The following is a 16,742-nucleotide window of genomic DNA, read 5'->3' as shown; positions in this document are numbered from 1 at the left end:
TTCGCCACTGGGTCAGTACTTGGGGCCCACGTGGGTGTCCATGAGGGCTACGTGTGCCTTCTTGGCGACCGAGATGTTGTACGGGTTCCCGTGCCGGGTGCAGTGCGTCCAGTCGACGCCGAGCTTGTCCAGGGTGCCGGTGAAGAGCTGTCGGATGTCGTCGGAGACATTGGTGAAGAAGTACCGGGGGTACTCGTAGCGCTTGAGCTCACCCCCGACGATGCGCGTCGTCCAGTTAGTGATGCGGCAACCGTCGGAGTGGATGAGGCCCCGGATGAACTCCCAGGGTTGGGCGTCGACGATTTCCTGCTGCCAGACTTCGAGCACGATGAGGCGCTCGTGCTTCTTGCCGGGGCCGTGCTGGGGGAAGAGGCAGGGCCAGTGCTTGGTGAAGGACTTCACTTCGACGCAGCCCTGCCTGTGGCGCCGGCCAATGTTCGGCAGGGGCATCACCTTGCGCATGGCATCTTCGGCGGCTGTGATCAGACCTGTTTGCGCTGCGTTGCAGAACACCGAAAGGTGGTGTTGCTTCCGCTTGGAGATGATGTGGCCGTCGCCGAGGTAGAGGCCTAGCAGGTAGGCGTACGAACCCTGGTCGACGGCGCGTTCAGTGCAGCGCGGGCAGTCCGTCGGGGGCTCGTAGCTTTCGCCGCGCGCTTTGCGGTCTTCGCTGCGCCACCAGCCGACGGTTCCACGCGGGATATTGAGGCTCTCTGCGACTGCGCGGTTGGGAATGCCTTGGCGCATGAGTGCGATCGCTTGAGCCCGAATCGAAGGGCTGTGCTGTTCCATGTGGCCACTTTGAGCACGTGGGGTGGGCGACACGCAGCAAAAAGCGGATGTTCACCAGAATGGGAACATCCGCTTTGCAGTCAACCTTCGAATCGAAGGAAAAGTGCCCCGGGTGGGATTCGAACCCACGCTGTCGGTGGTTTGAGCACCGTGTCTCTTCCGCTGGACTACCGGGGCTTCCTCTAAAACAAAGGCTGGCGGTCACCCGCCGTGCCCTCACCTTATCGCAGCTAGGTAGGCTCTTGGGAGCTGTACCCCGCCCTGAACGAGGAGCCCCCGTGACCGCCCCCGAGTCGCCCCAGCCCGTAGACGCGCCCGACGACGACAAGTCGCACGTGCCTCCGCTGACGACCCGTGTCGTCATCGCCGAGGACGAGGCGCTGATCCGTCTCGACCTCAAAGAGATGCTGGAGGAGGAGGGCTACAGCGTCGTGGGCGAGGCCGGTGACGGTGAGCAGGCCATCGAGCTGGCCCGCGAGCACAAGCCCGACCTGGTGATCCTCGACGTGAAGATGCCGAAGCTGGACGGCATCTCGGCGGCGGAGAAGATCGCCGAGGAGTCGATCGCCCCAGTGCTGATGCTGACCGCGTTCTCGCAGCGCGACCTGGTCGAGCGGGCCCGTGACGCGGGCGCGATGGCGTACCTGGTGAAGCCGTTCAGCAAGAGCGACGTGGTGCCGGCGATCGAGATGGCGGTGTCCCGGTTCGCGGAGCTGAAGGCGCTGGAGGGTGAGATCGCGGATCTCACGCAGCGTCTGGAGACGCGGAAGCTGGTGGACCGTGCGAAGTCGGTGCTTCAGACGGAGTACGGCCTGACGGAGCCGGCGGCGTTCCGCTGGATCCAGAAGACGTCGATGGACCGTCGTATGTCGATGCAGCAGGTGGCGGAGGCGGTCATCGAGGACGCCGAGGAGAAGAAGGCGGCGAAGGGCTAGATCCCGCCCCTTGCCGGAGAGTTCGTGTCCGCCTGGTCGTGGTGGACGGAAAGAGGCCCGCACCCCTGACGGAGGTGCGGGCCTCTTCGTGTGTGCGGCTCGGCCGCGGTGGTTCAGTCCTCGCCGAGGTACGCCTTGCGGACGGACTCGTCGTGGAGGAGGTCCTGGCCGGTGCCGGAGAGGACGATGCTGCCGACCTCCATGACGTGGGCCTGGTCGGCGAGGGAGAGCGCCGCCTGGGCGTTCTGCTCGACGAGGAGGATCGTCGTGCCGGACGCCTTGAGTTCGGCGATGGTGGCGAGGATCTTCTGCATCATGATCGGCGAGAGGCCCATGGAGGGTTCGTCGAGCATGAGCAGTTTGGGCTGGGACATGAGGGCGCGGCCCATGGCGAGCATCTGCTGTTCGCCGCCCGAGAGGGTTCCCGCGGCCTGCTTACGGCGTTCTCCCAGGATGGGGAAGAGGTCGTAGGCGCGCTGGATGTCCTTCTCGATTCCCGCCTTGTCGCTGCGGAGGAATGCTCCGAGCTGGAGGTTCTCCGCGATGCTGAGGCGGGGGAAGATGTGCCGGCCTTCGGGGGAGTGGGCGAGTCCGAGGGCGACGATCTTGTGGGCGGGGACGTTGGCGAGGGGCTGGCCGTCGAAGAGGATGCGGCCTCCGCTGGGCTTGAGGAGCCCGGAGAGGGTGCGCAGGGTCGTCGTCTTGCCGGCGCCGTTGGTGCCGATGAGGGTGACGATCTGGCCGGCTTCGACGGTGAAGGAGATGCCCTTGACGGCTTCGATCTTGCCGTAGGCGACCTTGAGGTCTTCGACCTCGAGCAGTGCGGTCACTGGGCGTTTCCTTCCTTGGTGGTGCTGCCCTGCGCGTCGGAGTCGTCGGACGCGGCGGGGGCGGCGTCGGATTCGTCGGACGGGGTGGCGGCCTCGGGCTCCGCGGAGGCTTCGGAGTCGTCGGTGGCCTCGGGGGCGTCGGATGTTTCCTCGGCTGCCGCGGGGGCTGCGTCGGTGTCCGTGCCGTCCTCGGCTGCCGGGGTCTCTTCGGCTTCCTCGACCGCGGGGGCTTCCGCCGTGTCGTCGGCCGGGGTGGCCGCGGGGGTTCCGGCGGCTTCGGCGGCCTCGACCTCGGCGAGTTCCTCTTCGCCGGGGGCGCCCTCGAAGGGGGTTCCGAGGTAGGCGGCGATGACGCGTTCGTCGCCCTGGACGACCTCGGAGGTGCCTTCGACGAGCTTCTCGCCCTGGACGAGGCAGGCCACGCGGTCGGACAGGTTGAAGATGAAGCGCATGTCGTGCTCGATGACGAGGACGGCGATGCCGCGGTCGCGGATGGCGAAGACGAGTTCTTCGGTCGCGCGGGTTTCCTGCGGGTTCATGCCGGCGGTGGGCTCGTCCAGGAGGAGCAGGCCCGGCTCGCTCGCCATGGCTCGCGCGATCTCCAGCTTGCGCTGTTCGCCGTAGGGGAGGTTGCGGGAGAGGTGGTCGGCCTTGTGGGCGAGGCCGATGAACTCCAGCAGTTCCATGGCGCGTTCGCGGGAGGTGGCTTCGGCCTTGCGGAAGCCGGGGCCGCGCAGGAGGGCCGACCAGAGGCCTTCCTTGGTGCGGGTGTGGCGTCCGACGAGCACGTTCTCCAGGACGGTCATGTTGGCGAAGAGCCGGATGTTCTGGAAGGTGCGGGCGATGCCGGCGCTGGTGACCAGGTGCGGCTTGGGGGGCAGCACCGTGCCCTTGTAGGCGACTTTGCCCTCGGTGGGGACGTAGAGGCCGGTGAGGCAGTTGAAGAAGGTGGTCTTGCCCGCGCCGTTGGGGCCGATGAGGCCGACGATCTCTCCGGCGTTGACCGTGAGGTCGACGTTGCGGACGGCGGTGAGGCCGCCGAAGCGCATGGTGACGCCGGTGGCTTCGAGGACGGGGCTGGGGGCTGTGGTGGTGGTCATGTTGGTTACGCCCCTGCCTTGGTGACGCCGACGGTGGAGTCGGGCAGGCCTTGTTCGGGGATGTGGACGGTCTCGTCGCTGTCGTCGCTGTCGTCGCTCTCGTGGAATTCGAGCTGGTTGCGGCGGTTGGCGATGATGCCTTCGGGGCGGAAGCGCATGAGGACGACGAGCGCGACGCCGAAGGCGAGGAGTTGGTACTCCTTGAGGAACTGGAGCTTCTCAGGGAGGAGGTAGAGCAGGGTGGCGCCGAGGATGGGTCCGCTGACGGTGCCCATGCCGCCGAGAACGACCGCCGCGAGGAGGAACGCGGAGTTCGGGGGTACGGAGCCGGCGAACTGGTACGGGGCCGGGTTGACGCTGTAGCCGACGTGGGCGCTGACCGTTCCGGCGAGGCCGGCGAGGGAGGCGCCGAGGGCGAAGGCGACGAGCTTGACGCGGAAGCCGTTGATGCCCATGGCGGTGGCGGCGGTCTCGTCCTCGCGGATGGCGATCCAGGAGCGGCCGATCCGGGAGTCGGCGGCGCGGGAGAAGACGACGACGACGAGTCCCGTGATGAGCAGCATCAGCAGGAAGTAGTTGGCGAAGCGGCCGAGGGTGTGGCCGGCGACGTCGTGGGTGGCACCGAAGTCGAACCCGAAGATGTTGAGGTCCGGGATCATGGAGATGCCGTTGGGGCCGTTGGTGAGGTTGGGTCCGGAGGTGCCGTCCAGGTTGTTGACGGCGATGCGGAAGATTTCTCCGAAGCCCAGGGTCACGATGGCGAGGTAGTCGCCGCGCAGTCGCAGGGTGGGGGCGCCGATGAGGACGCCGAAGACGAGCGATGCTGCCATGCCGGTGAGCATGGCGGCCCAGAAGGGGAACTGGACGCCGGAGAAGCGGGAGAACTCGGAGCCGGAGACGAGGGCCGCGGCGTAGGCGCCGACGCCGAGGAAGGCGACGTATCCGAGGTCGAGGAGTCCGGTGAGGCCGACGACGATGTTGAGGCCGAGGGCGACGGTGCCGACCACGAGAATGCTCACACCGACGTTGGAGTTGTGCTCGTTGTCCGCGACGTAGGGGAAGATCGCCGCGGCGAGGAACGCCATGGTGGTGGCGAATCCCTTGTGGCGGGCGTTGAGCTGGGCGAAGCGGTCGAAGAGTCCGGCGGTCTGGAGGGCCCAGGTGCCGAAGACGACGAGGAACAAGTAGCCCAGGAACGTTTCGCTCGCGTCGGGGTCGACGCCGATGCCGTAGTTGAAGACGATCAGCGCGACGGCGGTGACGCCGGTGATGACGAGGCGCTCGCCCCAGCCGGGCAGCTTGGCGGCCGGCGGGATGAGGTCGGGCTTGGTGACGTAGTCCTTGAAGGTGTCACCGGGCTTGGGGAGTGCCAGGGTGCCGAGGAGGGCGACGAGGGAGCCGACGGCGGCGAGGTAGGCGCCGGGGTCGAGTGCGACGAGGCCCTTGAGGTCGACGGCGATGGCGATGGCGCTGAACCAGCTCACGGCGAACGCGGAGGCGGCGGCGAGGACGACGGGCTGGGTGGCGCCCGCCGGGTTGAGCCAGCCGAGGCCGCGGACGTTCCAGAGGGTCAGGGCGAAGAGGAGCGTGAGGGCGCCGGCGACGATGTCGAGGACCTGGAGTCCGGCCGGGGAGCCGTAGTAGGTGAGGTCCCCGGGGAAGTCGGACGTGTAGGTCCAGGACATGAAGGTGCTGGCGATGGTGGCGATGGCGCCGACCGCGACGAGGACGCGGGCCGCGCTCTCGGGGAGCGCGATCAGGCCGCGCTCGGGGGTGGTGGTCTCGGTGGTTGCCATGGTGCTCACGCCCTGTCCGCGACGCGTTCGCCGACTAGGCCTTGTGGCCTGAACAGCAGTACGAGGATGAGGAGTACGAAGGCCCAGACGGAGGACCAGCCGCCGCCGCCGAGCTGCTGCATGCCGGGGATGCCGTCGATGTAGCTGGTGGCCAGGGTCTCGGCGAGGCCGAGGACGAGGCCGCCGATCATGGCGCCGTAGATGTTGCCGATGCCGCCGAGGACGGCCGCGGTGAAGGCCTTGAGGCCCATCTGGAAGCCCATGTCGTACTTGACGGTGCCGTAGCGCAGGCCGTAGGCGACGGCCGCGACGGCGGCGAAGAAGCCGCCGATGGCGAAGGCGATGACGATGATGCGGTTGGTGTCGATGCCCATGAGCTGTGCGGTGTCGGGGTCCTGCGCGGTGGCCTGCATGGCGCGGCCGGTGCGGGACATGCTGACGAACAGCGCGAGGGCGGCCATGCACAGCGGGGCGGCGACGATGACGAATACGGAGCCGCTCTGGATGCTGACGGAGCCGATGTGCCAGGGGCCGAAGGGGAGCTGGGGGAACGTCAGGTCGGTCTTGGCGTTCGGGTAGGCGTTGAAGACGACCTGCTGGAGGGCCAGGGACAGGCCGATGGCGGTGATGAGGGGGGCGAGGCGTGGTGCTCCGCGCAGGGGGCGGTAGGCGAAGCGTTCGGCCCCGACGGCGATGAGGACGGAGACGATTCCGCCGCCTATCAGCATCGCTGGGAGGGCGATCCACATGGATGTGCCGTTTGGCAGAACGTACAGGTAGACCGAGAGTGCGCCGAAGCCGCCGGTCATGAAGATCTCGCCGTGGGCGAAGTTGATGAGCTGGACGATGCCGTACACCATCGTGTAGCCGATGGCGATCAGCCCGTACATCGAGCCGAGGAACAGCCCGTTGGCCAGCTGCTGCGGCAGGGTGTTCACCGCGTGGCCTCCATGTGGTGGGGAGAGTTGAGCAGGGCGTATGGAGCGGGCCGCGCGGTGACGTGTGGTCGTGGCCGCGCGGCCCTGGGGTTGTGCTGAGGGCCTGTCCGGTGGACCGGACCTGGCTTACGGTGCTGGTCGGCTCCGTGGCCTGGTGTCGGACCGATCCGCCGGAGTGGTCCAGGGTGGTGCTGATCAGCCGGTGAACGTACCGCTCTTGACGGCCTTGAACTTGCCGTCGACGACCTGGTAGACGGTGAGCTGCTTGTTCGTGGTGTCGCCGTACTCGTCGAAGGAGACGGGGCCGGCGATGCCGTCGAACTTGGTCTTCTGGACCTCGGCGACGATCTTGGCGCGGGCGCCGTCCGGGATCTTGCCGTCCTTCACGACAGCGCCGATGGCCTTGATGATGGCCGTGGCGGCGTCGTAGGAGTAGCCGCCGTAGGTGCCGTAGTCGCCCTTGAGGCCGGAGGCCTTGTACTTCTTGATGAAGTCGGCGGCGGAGGGCAGGGAGTCGACGGGCGCGCCGACCGAGGTGACGAGGTCGCCCTCGGAGGTCTTGCCGGCGGTCTGGATGTAGGTGTCGGAGAACATGCCGTCACCACCGAACAGCGGGATCTTGGCTCCGCCGTCCTTGAGCTGCTTGGTGAGCTTCTCGGACTCGTCGTACTGGCCGCCGTAGTAGACGAGGTCGGCCTTGGAGTTCTTGATCTTGGTGACGAGGGCGGAGAAGTCCGTGTCGCCGGTGTTGACGTGGTCCTCGCCCGCGAGCTTGCCGCCGGCCTTGGTGAAGCCGGCCTTGAAGAGCTTGGCGAGGCCGGCGCCGTAGGTCTGCTTGTCGTCGACGACGTACACCTTGCGCTTCTTCAGCGTGTTGTAGGCGTAGTCGGCAGCGAAGCCGCCCTGGAGGGCGTCGGTGGTGGCGGTACGGAAGTAGGTCTTGAACGGGCGGGACTTGGCGGTCTGCCAGTTCTTGCCCTGGGTGAGCTCCGGGGCGGTGTTGGACGGGGAGATCTGGACGAGGCCGGCAGTGTCGAAGACCTGCTGCATCTGGGTGGCGACGCCGGAGTTCAGCGGGCCGACGACGCCGAGGACCTTGTCGTTCTGGACGAGCTGGGTGGCGTTGGCCTGGCCGGAGGCCGGGATCGCCTTGTCGTCGAGCGCCTGGACCTTGAACGTCACGCCGGGAACGGTGTTGTTCTTGTTGGCGTCGTCGACGGCGATCTGGACGCCGCCCTGGATGCCGAGGCCGGTGGCGGAGTTCTGGCCGGTCAGCGGCGCGTCCACGCCGATGATGATCTCGGTCTTCTTGTCGCTCTTGCTGTCGCCGCTGTTGTCGCGCGAGCCGCAGGCGGTCAGCGTGAGTGCTCCTGTCGTGAGCACGGCGGTGAGTATGACCATGGAACGCTGTCGCACGTTGAATCCTCTCCCTGGCGCGGCACCCCAGGGTGGGGGCCGTGTGTCTCGCCGGGCCGTACTGGGTGAAGCAGGGCCGTGCAGTGACGCGCCCGGCGGCGCGGTGACTGGCCGTGACTATAAGCGCAGGTTGGGGGGGTGGGGAGGAGCGTGGGGAAGGCTGTGACGCTCTTGTTATCCGGGGGGTGCCTTGCGGGGCGTGGGGCGGACGATCGGAGCATTTCGGCGCGTCGGCCGGAGGTGCTTGTGTGTTCGCATGGTGAGAACGCGCTGTTCCGGGTTGATGGCGGATACCGGAAGCTGCACGTGTGATGGCGGTTCGGGGTGCCGTCGCGAACGTGGTGCGGTGCGGCTCGCGGCGCGGGGATTGCTTTATTGCAGCAGAGGTAACCGTCTGTTACCGCCGTGTGAGGCGGGTGCCGGTGTCCTGGCCGGGTGAAGTGGGTGTGGGGAAGGGCCTGTTGGGGAAGGCGTGGGCGGGCGGGCAGGTCCTCGGCCCGTAAGGCCGGGTGCCGCCGAGGTGAGGCTTTGCTGTTGCCGTGCGTTGTCGTCGCCGGTGGGCAGGTCGGGGCGGGGGGCCTCGATCGCGGACGTGGGGCGGGCGCGGTTGTATACGGCGCTGCGCGAGGCGATGGGCCGGGGATTTCCGGCCTTCACTGTCAGTGGCAGCGGGGGCCTTGCGGCACGCCCAATTGGGTCGCCCAGGCGCCTACTTGGAGGACGCTGACGACCGCACGGTTGCCCGCTGCCACCTCGAAGCGGAAGCAAGTGGCGGCGCGGCGGGGGTCGTTGCGGCGGGCGCCGACGGCGCCGATGGTCACGGGCGGTGGCCGTGGGTGGCGCGAGTGCGGGGCGACGGGATGCCGGTTGCGATCGCGACGACGGCCCGGGATCCGGGCGGGTCGCCGGGGCGGCCGGGGGTGCGCGGTCCCGGGCGAGCCGGCGCCGGGCTCGCGCGGGCGCGTGGAGGGTCCTTCTGTGCCGGGGGGTCGGGTCCCGCAGGGCCCGCCGTCATCGTGTCTCGGGTCGGCCCGGAAGGCGCGGCTGTCAAGAGGGCGGTACGGGGCGGGAGTTCGGGCTTCTGGCGGGCCTGACCCCGGGAGGCTGGGCGGCCCCTCAGGACCCCCTCAGGACCCCTCAGAGCTCCGCGGGCCCCGCAACAGGGCCCCGGAGGCGTGGAGCCCCCGGGTGCCCGCGTGGGGTCAGCTCTGGGGCGCGTCCTTGAGGATGCAGGTGAGGCGGGCGCTGCAGACGCGCTTGCCGTCCTCGCCGGTGATGACGATCTCGTACGTGGCCGAGGTGCGGCCGCGGTGGACGGGTGTGGCCACGCCGGTGACGAGGCCGGAGCGGACGCCGCGGTGGTGCGTGCAGTTCAGGTCGACGCCGACGGCGATCTTGGTGATGCCGCCGTGGAGCATGGCGCCGACGGAGCCGATGGTCTCGGCGAGGACCGCGGAGGCGCCGCCGTGGAGCAGGCCGTAGGGCTGGGTGTTGCCCTCGACGGGCATGGTGCCCACGACGCGGTCCGCGGAGGCCTCGATGATCTGGACGCCCATGCGGTTGCCGAGGTGCCCGGCGGAGAAGAGTGCGGGCAGGTCGACGCCGAGTGCGGCGTACTCGTCGATGACCCCTTGCGGAAACTTCGGGGTGTGCTGTTCGCCCATCGGGTCCGGCTCCGTTCGTCGTGGACCACTTCTGCGTGGATGCCCTCGCTGAGCGAACGCTCAGTCGGCTGTCGATTGTTCCAGACGGACGACCACGGATTTGCTGGCAGGGGTGTTGCTGGTGTCGGCGGTGGAGTCGAGGGGGACCAGGACGTTGGTCTCGGGGTAGTAGGCGGCTGCGCAGCCGCGGGCGGTGGGGTAGTGGACGACGCGGAAGCCGGGCGCGCGTCGTTCGACACCGTCCTTCCATTCACCGACGAGGTCGACGTACGAGCCGTCGGCGACCTCCAGCTCGCGGGCGTCGTCGGGGTTGACGAGGACGACCCGGCGGCCGTTCTTTATGCCCCGGTAGCGGTCGTCGAGTCCGTAGATGGTGGTGTTGTACTGGTCGTGCGAGCGCAGGGTCTGCAGGAGCAGGCGGCCTGCGGGGAGTTCGGGGTGTTCGACGGGCGCGGCGGTGAAGTTGGCCTTGCCGGTGGCCGTCGGGAAGCGGCGTTCGTCGCGGGGGGCGTGGGGGAGGGCGAAGCCGGCGGGGTCGGCCACGCGCGCGTTGAAGTCGTGGAAGCCGGGGATCACGCGGGCGATGCGGTCGCGGATGGTCGCGTAGTCCTTCTCGAACTCTTCCCAGGGGGTGGTGCAGGCCTCGCCGAGGACTCTGCGGGCGAGGCGGGCGACGATGGCGGGCTCGGAGAGCAGGTGGGGGCTCGCGGGCTCCAGGCGGCCGCGTGAGGCGTGCACCATGCCCATGGAGTCCTCGACGGTCACGAACTGTTCGCCGCTGTCCTGGAGGTCGCGTTCGGTGCGTCCGAGGGTGGGCAGGATGAGGGCGCGGGCGCCGGTGACGGCGTGCGAGCGGTTGAGTTTGGTGGAGACGTGGACGGTGAGGCGGGCGCGGCGCATGGCCGCTTCGGTGACCTCGGTGTCGGGGGAGGCGGAGACGAAGTTGCCGCCCATGGCGAAGAAGACCTTGGCGTCGCCGTCGCGCAGGGCGCGGATGGCCCGTACGACGTCGTAGCCGTGTTCGCGGGGCGCCTCGAAGCCGAACTCCTTCTCCAGGGCGTCGAGGAAGGCGGGGGCGGGGCGTTCGAAGATGCCCATGGTGCGGTCGCCCTGGACGTTGGAGTGTCCGCGGACGGGGCAGACGCCGGCGCCGGGGCGGCCGATGTTGCCGCGCAGGAGCAGGAAGTTGACGACTTCGCGGATGGTGGGGACGGAGTGCTTGTGCTGGGTGAGGCCCATGGCCCAGCACACGATGGTGCGCTGTGAGGCGAGGACCATCTTCAGGGCTTCGTCGATGCTGTCGCGGGTGAGGCCGGTGGCGGTGAGCGTCTCGTCCCAGTCGGCGGCGCGGGCGGCCTGGGTGAATTCCTCGAATCCGTGGGTGTGTTCGGCGACGAACGTCTCGTCGACGGCGCCCTCGGTGTCGAGGATCAGTTTGTTCAGCAGGCGGAAGAGTGCCTGGTCGCCGCCGAGGCGGATCTGGAGGAAGAGGTCGGTGAGGGCGGCGCCCTTGATCATGCCCTGGGGGGTCTGCGGGTTCTTGAAGCGTTCCATGCCCGCTTCGGGCAGCGGGTTGACGGTGATGATCTTCGCGCCGTTGGCCTTGGCCTTCTCCAGGGCGGAGAGCATGCGCGGGTGGTTCGTGCCGGGGTTCTGGCCGGCGACGATGATCAGGTCCGCTTTGTAGAGGTCCTCGAGCAGGACGCTGCCCTTGCCGATGCCTATGGTCTCGTTGAGCGCGGAGCCGGACGACTCGTGGCACATGTTCGAGCAGTCGGGGAGGTTGTTCGTGCCGAGCTGGCGGGCGAACAGCTGGTACAGGAACGCGGCCTCGTTGCTGGTGCGGCCGGAGGTGTAGAAGAGGGCTTCGTCGGGGGAGTCGAGCGCCGCGAGTTCCTCGGCGACGATGTCGAAGGCGCGGTCCCAGCCGATGGGCTGGTAGTGGCCGGCGCCTTCGGGGAGGTACATGGGCTGGGTGAGGCGTCCCTGCTGGCCGAGCCAGTAGCCGCTGCGTCCGGCGAGGTCGGAGACGGGGTGCGCGGCGAAGAAGTCCGAGGTCACCCGGCGCAGGGTGGCCTCCTCGGCGACTGCCTTCGCGCCGTTCTCGCAGAACTCGGCGGTGTGCCGGTGCTCGGGTTCGGGCCAGGCGCAGCCCGGGCAGTCGAAGCCGTCCTTCTGGTTGACGCGCAGGAGGGTGAGCGCGGTGCGGCGCACGCCCATCTGCTGCTGCGCGATGCGCAAGGTGTGTCCGATGGCGGGGAGCCCGGCCGCGGCGTGCTTGGGCTCGGCTACCTGCGGAGCGTCCTGGACCGGATCGCTTTTCGGCGGCTTGCTGGCCATCGCTGAACCCCTTCGCGTGCGCACGGCGGTGTGCGTGTGTTCGTACCTCTTCGATCCTCGCACGCGTGAGCGACGGCGTCGGTCGTGGGTTGTGGGAATCCGGGGCGGGGAGGGGGTGGGCCGGGCCGGGAGGGTCCGCGTTGTCAGTGGGCCGTGGCAGGATCGGGGGTGTGGCAGAGACAGCATCGAAGAAGACCGAGAAAACCGCAGGTACGGGCCGCCCGCGCCTGATGCTCATGGACGGGCACTCGCTGGCCTACCGCGCGTTCTTCGCGCTGCCCGCGGAGAATTTCACCACCGCGACGGGTCAGCCGACGAACGCCATCTATGGTTTCGCGTCGATGCTGGCGAACACGCTGCGCGACGAGTCGCCCACGCATTTCGCGGTCGCGTTCGACGTCTCGCGCAAGACGTGGCGTTCCGAGGAGTTCACCGAGTACAAGGCGAACAGGTCGAAGACCCCGGACGAGTTCAAGGGGCAGGTCGAGCTGATCGGCGAGGTGCTGGACGCGATGAACGCGCAGCGGTTCGCGGTGGACGGTTTCGAGGCCGACGACATCATCGCGACGCTGGCGACGCAGGCCGAGGCGGCGGGGTTCGAGGTGCTGATCGTCACGGGCGACCGTGACTCGTTCCAGCTGGTCTCGGAGCACACGACGGTGCTTTATCCGACGAAGGGTGTCTCGGAGCTGACCCGGTTCACTCCGGAGAAGGTCTTCGAGAAGTACGGGCTGACGCCGGCGCAGTATCCGGACTTCGCGGCGCTGCGCGGTGACCCGTCGGACAACCTGCCGGGCATTCCCGGGGTGGGGGAGAAGACGGCCGCGAAGTGGATCAACCAGTTCGGTTCGTTCGCGGAGCTGGTCGAGCGGGTCGACGAGGTCAAGGGCAAGGCGGGGCAGAACCTGCGTGATCATCTGGAGGCGGTGAAGCTCAACCGCCGTCTCACGGAGATGGTCAAGGACGTCGAGCTGCCCCGGACGGTCGAGGACCTGGAGCGGGCGGCGTACGACCGTACGGCTCTGGCGATGGTCCTGGACACGCTGGAGATCCGTAATCCCTCGCTGCGTGAGCGGCTTCTGGCCGTCGATCCGGGGGCCGCGGAGGCCGAGGAGGTGCGGCCGGCCGTCGAGGGTGTCGAGATCGACGGTGCGGTGCTGGGCGCGGGTGAGCTGGAGCCGTGGCTCGCCGGGCACGGCACCGGGCTGCTGGGCGTGTCCACGGTCGACTCGTGGGCGCTGGGTTCGGGGTCCGTCGCCGAGGTGGCGCTCGCGGCGGGTGCGGGGCCCGCGGTCTGGTTCGACCCGTCCCGGCTGGACGAGGCCGACGAGAACGCGTTCGCCGCGTGGCTCGCCGACTCCGCCAGGCACAAGGTGATGCACAACGCCAAGGGCGCGATGCGGGTCTTCGCCGAGCACGGCTGGACCATCGAGGGCGTGACGATGGACACGGCGCTCGCCGCCTATCTGGTCAAGCCGGGCCGTCGTTCCTTCGCGCTGGACGCGCTGTCGCTGGAGTATCTGGGCCGGGAGCTCGGACCCGCCGTGGCGGCCGACGGACAGCTGGCGTTCGGTACGGACGAGCAGGCCGAGGCCGACGCGCTGATGGCGCAGGCCCGCACGGTCCTCGATCTGGGGGAGGCGTTCGGGCAGAAGCTCCAGGAGGTCGGCGCGGCGGATCTGCTGCGTGACATGGAGCTGCCCACGTCCAGCCTGCTGGCGCGCCTGGAGCGGCACGGCATCGCGGCGGACCGGGCGCATCTGGAGGCCATGGAGCAGATGTTCGCCGGCGCGGTGCAGCAGGCGGTGAAGGAGGCGCACGCGGCCGCCGGGCACGAGTTCAACCTCGGTTCGCCCAAGCAGCTCCAGGAAGTCCTCTTCGGCGAACTGGCCCTGCCGAAGACGAAGAAGACGAAGACGGGTTACACGACGGACGCGGACGCGTTGGCCTGGCTCGCGGCGCAGACCGAGAACGAACTGCCCGTGATCATGCTCCGGCACCGTGAGCAGGCCAAGCTGCGTTCCACGGTCGAGGGTCTGATCAAGACGATCACGGCGGACGGCCGTATCCACACGACGTTCAACCAGACGGTGGCAGCCACCGGCCGGCTGTCGTCGACCGATCCGAACCTCCAGAACATTCCGGTGCGCACGGACGAGGGCCGTGCGATCCGCCGCGGGTTCGTCGTCGGTGAGGGCTTCGAGTGCCTGATGACCGCGGACTACAGTCAGATCGAGCTGCGGGTGATGGCCCACCTGTCCGAGGACGAGGGGCTGCGGGAGGCGTTCGCCTCCGGTGAGGACCTGCACACCACGGTCGCCTCGCAGGTGTTCTCGGTGGAGCGGTCCGCGGTCGACGCCGAGATGCGCCGCAAGATCAAGGCGATGTCGTACGGCCTGGCCTACGGGCTGTCGGCCTTCGGTCTGTCCCAGCAGCTGAACATCGAGGCGGGCGAGGCCCGTGCGCTGATGGACACCTACTTCGAGCGCTTCGGCGGTGTACGGGACTATCTGCGCCGGGCGGTCGACGAGGCCCGGGCCACGGGCTACACGGCGACGCTGTTCGGGCGCCGCCGCTATCTGCCCGATCTCAACAGCGACAACCGGCAGCGCCGTGAGGCGGCCGAGCGCATGGCTCTGAACGCGCCCATCCAGGGCACGGCGGCCGACATCGTGAAGATCGCGATGCTGAATGTGGACCGGGCGCTGCGCGAGGCGAAGCTCGACTCCCGCATGCTGCTCCAGGTCCATGACGAAATCGTCCTGGAGATCGCTCCGGGTGAGCGGGAGCGGACCGAGGAACTGCTGCGGCACGAGATGGCGTCCGCCGTGCGGCTCGACGTCCCGCTGGACGTCTCCGTCGGCGCGGGCCGGGACTGGGAGTCGGCGGCGCACTAGGACCTGTTCCCTGCGGCTTGATCGGCCGGACAGGTCCTAGGCGTCTGGCACCGCTTTCACCGGAGGGCCGTGGGCCCGGCACCGCGAGGTGGCCGAACCCACGGCCCTCCGCCGTCCCCAGCCACGGCCCTCCGCCGTCCCCAGCCACGGCCCTCCGCCGTCCCCGGCCACGGCCCTCCGGGTCCCCGGTTACGGCCTTCTGGCGTCTCTGGCCACGGCCCTCCGGGGCATCCCCGGCAACGCCTCTCCGGCTCCCGCGGCTGTGCGCCGGCTGTCTTCGTGCCCGCGCCGGGCGGCTCGGGGTCCCGGCGCGGGGGGTGTCACTCGCGTGGCTCTTACGGGGCGCCGCGTACCGGAGGGTGACGTAAGGATGCGGGCATGGGTATACGCACGCTCCACCGCCGTACGGCCACGGGTATGCGCACGCTCCACTGCCGTACGGCCATGGCCACGACCGTGGTGGTCGCGACCGCGACGGTGGCCGCGGCCGTCGTCCCGGTGCTGCTCGCGCCGGTGCCCGCGGTCGCCGCCGGAGCGGGCACGGCCCAGCTGCCGGAGTCCGGCCTCTCGTCCCGTGAGGATGAACGCGAGGAGGATTTCGGGGCCCGGTTGTCCCGCGATCTACAGGCGGCGCTGTCCGCGCGCCCGGGCACGGTCCTGGTGTCGGTGCGCGACGACGGGAGAGGCGCCCGGGCCCGCGCCACAGCCGACGACCGGTTGCTGTGGCCCGCGGTGGTCGCCGGTGCCCGCGCGTTCCGGAGGGCCGGCGCGCGGGGCGTCCGGGTGCTCGCCAGGCTCCGCGACAGCCGGCGCCGCCCGGCGTTCCTCGGTCTGCCGCGGGTACTGGGCGCGCACATCTCGACCGGCCGGCTGCCCCGGGCCGCGAACGGCGGGCGCGTCCACGCCATCGGCTCCTTCGCGGGCCCCACCCGCAGCTACCGTGTCATCGTCCTGTCGTACGACCGTCAGGCGATGTCGTACGGCGCTCGGGTCGTCGAGCGGTTCGCCCGGGCCGTGCACCGGAGCCTCGGCCGGGGCCGCGGTCTGTTCCGGGGTCCGGCCGCCGGTACCCCGGTCAGCGAGCGGCGGGACGGCTCGGCTCCGTACGCGTCGGAGCGGGGCCGGGACGAGCCGGGGTGGGGCGCCAGATCCTGACCGCCGTGACGTACAGGCACAGGCCGAGGACCAGGCCGGCGCCTCCGCCGAAGCACAGCGGCGGAATGAGTTCCCACGGCTTCGCGACGGACTTCCAGTACGCCCACCACCGCACCGCGCGCTGCACCGCGGCGGCCAGCGCGAGGCCGCCGATCACCGCGGCGGCCAGCCGGCGGTCGGCGGTGGACAGTGCGGGCACTCCGACGGCGGGGCCGTCCGGGGCGCGGCGCAGCGCGCGCACCACGAAGGTGACGATCACGACGGCGGCGACCGCCGAACTGCCGTACTGGACGTACCAGTAGAGCGGCGAGCCGGCGAGGGTCCGCCCGAGGGCGGGGAAGAGCCGTACTCCCCACCGATCGTGATGGGTGAACGCGTCCCACACGACATGCGTCAGCGCGCCGAGCGCCGCGGAGACGTACCACCACAGAACGGTCGGCGCGCGCACCGGCTCGCGCGCGGCCCCGCAGCGCACGAGCTGAGCCGTGCGCCCCTGTCGTGCCGCGGGCATCAGCGCCACCAGCGGTTCGCGCAGCAGCAGCCAGGCGCCGACGAGGATCCATGCGATGAGCACATCGACGGTGAACACGCCGGTGAACGAGTGGGTGAACGTGCCGAACTCCATGGCCCCGGGCGCCACGCCGGCCGCGTAGTAGGTCAGGTCGGGGGCGAAGGAACCCGTCACGAGAACGGCGGGAATCAATCGGCCGCGGCCGTTTCCGTTAGCGCGTATTACGGGCAGCACGGCGGCCGCGTGACTGAGAGTGAAGGGCAAATCGTCCCCCTGTGTCACCTGTTGACCGGCTGTGTTCGGTCAGTTGATCACCGGAGGCCAGTATGCGGGACGACGGTACATGGCCAACTGGTGAATATCGGGCG

At 69.4% G+C, this 16,742-nt stretch carries 12 protein-coding genes and 1 tRNA gene; 3 read left to right on the top strand and 10 right to left on the bottom strand.

The features are described from left to right. Positions 1 to 12 precede the first annotated feature (12 nt). Positions 13 to 792, bottom strand: a complete 780-nt coding sequence (locus tag ABZV42_RS11800; protein WP_356051774.1) for a helix-turn-helix domain-containing protein — start codon at positions 790 to 792, stop codon at positions 13 to 15. 104 nt (positions 793 to 896) lie between these two features. After that, positions 897 to 969 (bottom strand) — tRNA-Leu (locus ABZV42_RS11795). 101 nt (positions 970 to 1,070) lie between these two features. On the opposite strand from ABZV42_RS11795, the gene ABZV42_RS11790 reads away from it, so the two are divergent. After that, positions 1,071 to 1,727 carry a response regulator gene (locus ABZV42_RS11790; protein WP_355983774.1) on the top strand — a complete coding sequence of 219 codons (657 nt, stop codon included), beginning with the start codon at positions 1,071 to 1,073 and terminating at the stop codon, positions 1,725 to 1,727. 113 nt (positions 1,728 to 1,840) lie between these two features. Here the strand turns inward: ABZV42_RS11790 and ABZV42_RS11785 are convergent, their stop codons facing one another. The 7 genes from ABZV42_RS11785 to ABZV42_RS11755 all read right to left on the bottom strand — a co-directional run bounded on the left by ABZV42_RS11785 (position 1,841) and on the right by ABZV42_RS11755 (position 11,811). Further along, positions 1,841 to 2,557, bottom strand: coding sequence for an ABC transporter ATP-binding protein (locus ABZV42_RS11785; RefSeq protein ID WP_328453590.1), 717 nt, complete (start codon positions 2,555 to 2,557; stop codon positions 1,841 to 1,843). Continuing rightward, a complete protein-coding gene (locus ABZV42_RS11780; RefSeq protein ID WP_356051772.1) occupies positions 2,554 to 3,657 on the bottom strand; it encodes an ABC transporter ATP-binding protein in 1,104 nt (367 codons plus the stop codon). The genes ABZV42_RS11785 and ABZV42_RS11780 overlap by 4 nt, the downstream gene beginning before the upstream one ends. A gap of 5 nt (positions 3,658 to 3,662) precedes the next feature. Continuing rightward, positions 3,663 to 5,453 carry a branched-chain amino acid ABC transporter permease gene (locus tag ABZV42_RS11775; protein WP_356051810.1) on the bottom strand — a complete coding sequence of 597 codons (1,791 nt, stop codon included), beginning with the start codon at positions 5,451 to 5,453 and terminating at the stop codon, positions 3,663 to 3,665. A 5-nt stretch (positions 5,454 to 5,458) separates the two neighbouring features. Beyond that, a complete protein-coding gene (locus ABZV42_RS11770; protein WP_355983772.1) occupies positions 5,459 to 6,391 on the bottom strand; it encodes a branched-chain amino acid ABC transporter permease in 933 nt (310 codons plus the stop codon). Positions 6,392 to 6,586: 195 nt separating this feature from the next. Next, the gene (locus ABZV42_RS11765; RefSeq protein ID WP_355983811.1) at positions 6,587 to 7,792 is read right to left on the bottom strand and encodes a branched-chain amino acid ABC transporter substrate-binding protein; all 1,206 of its coding nucleotides are present in this window, start codon (positions 7,790 to 7,792) and stop codon (positions 6,587 to 6,589) included. Between the two features lie 1,217 nt (positions 7,793 to 9,009). Further along, a complete protein-coding gene (locus ABZV42_RS11760; RefSeq protein WP_355983770.1) occupies positions 9,010 to 9,471 on the bottom strand; it encodes a hotdog fold thioesterase in 462 nt (153 codons plus the stop codon). A 60-nt stretch (positions 9,472 to 9,531) separates the two neighbouring features. Continuing rightward, positions 9,532 to 11,811, bottom strand: a complete 2,280-nt coding sequence (locus ABZV42_RS11755; protein ID WP_356051770.1) for an FdhF/YdeP family oxidoreductase — start codon at positions 11,809 to 11,811, stop codon at positions 9,532 to 9,534. Positions 11,812 to 11,981: 170 nt separating this feature from the next. Between ABZV42_RS11755 and polA the strand changes: the two genes are divergently transcribed. Then, positions 11,982 to 14,708, top strand: coding sequence for a DNA polymerase I (gene polA, locus ABZV42_RS11750; protein WP_355983768.1), 2,727 nt, complete (start codon positions 11,982 to 11,984; stop codon positions 14,706 to 14,708). Between the two features lie 378 nt (positions 14,709 to 15,086). Beyond that, the gene (locus tag ABZV42_RS11745) at positions 15,087 to 15,863 is read left to right on the top strand and encodes a hypothetical protein (protein WP_356051769.1); all 777 of its coding nucleotides are present in this window, start codon (positions 15,087 to 15,089) and stop codon (positions 15,861 to 15,863) included. Here ABZV42_RS11745 and ABZV42_RS11740 read toward each other — a convergent pair. After that, positions 15,784 to 16,638, bottom strand: coding sequence for a DUF4184 family protein (locus ABZV42_RS11740; protein WP_356051768.1), 855 nt, complete (start codon positions 16,636 to 16,638; stop codon positions 15,784 to 15,786). The genes ABZV42_RS11745 and ABZV42_RS11740 overlap by 80 nt on opposite strands. Positions 16,639 to 16,742 lie beyond the last annotated feature (104 nt).

It is taken from the genome of Streptomyces sp. NPDC005281, assembly GCF_040607495.1.
Lineage (GTDB): Bacteria > Actinomycetota > Actinomycetes > Streptomycetales > Streptomycetaceae > Streptomyces.
This window is presented reverse-complemented; position numbering and strand designations above follow the sequence as displayed.

Coding starts and splice junctions, on each gene's coding strand:
- ABZV42_RS11745 (WP_356051769.1), top strand. CDS start 15,087: ATGGGTATACGCACGCTCCACCGCCGTACGGCCACGGGTATGCGCACG.
- ABZV42_RS11800 (WP_356051774.1), bottom strand. CDS start 792: ATGGAACAGCACAGCCCTTCGATTCGGGCTCAAGCGATCGCACTCATG.
- ABZV42_RS11755 (WP_356051770.1), bottom strand. CDS start 11,811: ATGGCCAGCAAGCCGCCGAAAAGCGATCCGGTCCAGGACGCTCCGCAG.
- ABZV42_RS11775 (WP_356051810.1), bottom strand. CDS start 5,453: ATGGCAACCACCGAGACCACCACCCCCGAGCGCGGCCTGATCGCGCTC.
- ABZV42_RS11765 (WP_355983811.1), bottom strand. CDS start 7,792: ATGGTCATACTCACCGCCGTGCTCACGACAGGAGCACTCACGCTGACC.
- ABZV42_RS11780 (WP_356051772.1), bottom strand. CDS start 3,657: ATGACCACCACCACAGCCCCCAGCCCCGTCCTCGAAGCCACCGGCGTC.
- ABZV42_RS11760 (WP_355983770.1), bottom strand. CDS start 9,471: ATGGGCGAACAGCACACCCCGAAGTTTCCGCAAGGGGTCATCGACGAG.